Consider the following 1,862-nt stretch of genomic DNA (forward strand, 5'->3'; position numbering starts at 1 on the left):
TCATTCCCTATTCTCCCGACGGCACAACCCTGCTGCAGCGTCTGCTCCCCTGAGCCATAGCAGCTTATCTCTAAGAATATGAGTTTAGGATGGCATTAAGGCTGCACAAACAGCCATTTTTTACGCTATCATGGATTTGTCAGGGGCAAAACATTACCTGCCGCCATGTGTCGGCAAATCGAATCAATCGGTCGGCGTATAACCTCCACGTGTGGAACATTCGCTAAGATAGGATGTGGTTGTAGAGGTCGTAATCCTCGGTCAGGAAACAGCAGAAGACAATCTCACCATCATAAGGATGCGACTTCACGGTGTCGACCGCTATCGCCGCGGCTCTTTCCTGCGGAAAATGATAGACCCCGGTGCTGATGCACGGAAACGCAATGCTGTGCAACCCATTCTCCATCGCCAGGTCAAGGGCCGTATTATAGCACGATGCCAACAATTCGTCCTCATGTCGCTTACCGCCGCCCCACACCGGCCCCACTGTGTGGATAACCTTCTTGCAGGGAAGACGATAGGCATCGGTGATTTTGCTTTGTCCGGTTGCGCAACCATTTAATGTGCGACATTCAGCCAACAGTTCGGGGCCGGCAGCACGGTGGATTGCGCCGTCGACACCTCCGCCTCCGAGCAATGACCTGTTGGCGGCGTTCACTATCGCATCAACCGCCAATGCGGTTATATCGCCTTTTATGACTTTAATCTCCTTCATATCGTGCATCACAGTTTTTCGTAAAATTACAACATCTTCCCCACAGCACAAAATATAATCCCCACCCATCCCCCACAACCGGCGCATTAACGGCTGAAATGTTGGTACAAATTTTATATTGGGAAGATGGTTGAAGCCCAGTTGGGAAGCTCTTCGACATAGCGTTTAGCAAGCTCGCCGTCGCTCAGACGGAACAGAAGCCGGGCCTCTGCATCCTCGATTGAGTTGTCATAGACATATAATCGGTCAACTATTGCAGATATTATTTTACAGTTGGCAATGGACTTGTCGTAACGGGATATGATTTTTGGAATTGGCACATCGTGACCACCATCCAATACACGTTGAGCAACACGCTTTGCATTGATAGTCGGGGATTCAGTAGAAACAAAAAACAGGCGGATGAAGAATCCCGCTTCTTTCGCTCTAAGAATATAATCGACCTTATCAGTAGCCGACATCACGGTTTCAAATATATGACTCTTGCGTTCAGCAAGACACCTTTCACGCCATTCATTGCAATAGTTGGCGGCTTTCAGAACAGACTCCTGATTATTCCAGTCGCCAAACACATCGCGAGCCACATTGTCGGGATTGATATACTCAGAATCCTCCAACCATTCGTGATGAAGGATTTTTGAAGTCACGGAAGTTTTGCCCGACCCATTAGGGCCGGCAATCACAATCAGCACAGGGCGATGATTACTTGCTGCCATTCTTTATTCTATTTATGGCATCGCCCCATTTTTCTTGAGCCGCCCGAGTAGCAGACTCGATACCGGCAGCCACACGCTCGGCAGCCCGGCGAGTACTTTCGCGTGCATCCTCGGCGACCTCACGCATAATCTGAGCCATGCGCTCGTCGCCAGGCTCTTCCATCGATGTGAGTCGATAACTGTTCATCTGCTCTTCCGACATAATCTATAATCTTTTCTTATTCAACGCCAACCTTTATATAAAGCTCACACATAGTCCGATAGCGAATGTCCGCCATAGGTCGGTTTGCGGAGCCAAAGGCAATTGAGCCTATCGCAAATTTACGAAAAAAGTCTGAACTGCCGCTGTTTTGAGATATAAAAGTCACTCTTCCTGCAATATTGTCCTAAACGTTTTGGGCAAAAATAAAAATAGGAAGTAGTTACTAAGG

General features: G+C 48.3%; 3 protein-coding genes. All 3 read right to left on the reverse strand.

The features are described 5' to 3' along the window. Positions 1-223 precede the first annotated feature (223 nt). Positions 224-715, reverse strand: coding sequence for an O-acetyl-ADP-ribose deacetylase (locus E5354_RS14095; protein WP_135947848.1), 492 nt, complete (start codon positions 713-715; stop codon positions 224-226). A gap of 113 nt (positions 716-828) precedes the next feature. Further along, the gene (locus tag E5354_RS14100) at positions 829-1,431 is read right to left on the reverse strand and encodes a zeta toxin family protein (protein WP_135947849.1); all 603 of its coding nucleotides are present in this window, start codon (positions 1,429-1,431) and stop codon (positions 829-831) included. After that, positions 1,418-1,633 (reverse strand): hypothetical protein, encoded by a 216-nt coding sequence (locus E5354_RS14105; protein WP_123397221.1) that lies wholly within the window; start codon positions 1,631-1,633, stop codon positions 1,418-1,420. Before E5354_RS14105 ends, E5354_RS14100 begins: the two co-directional genes overlap by 14 nt. Positions 1,634-1,862 lie beyond the last annotated feature (229 nt).

The sequence above is a fragment of the Muribaculum sp. NM65_B17 genome (assembly GCF_004793735.1).
GTDB lineage: Bacteria > Bacteroidota > Bacteroidia > Bacteroidales > Muribaculaceae > Muribaculum > Muribaculum gordoncarteri.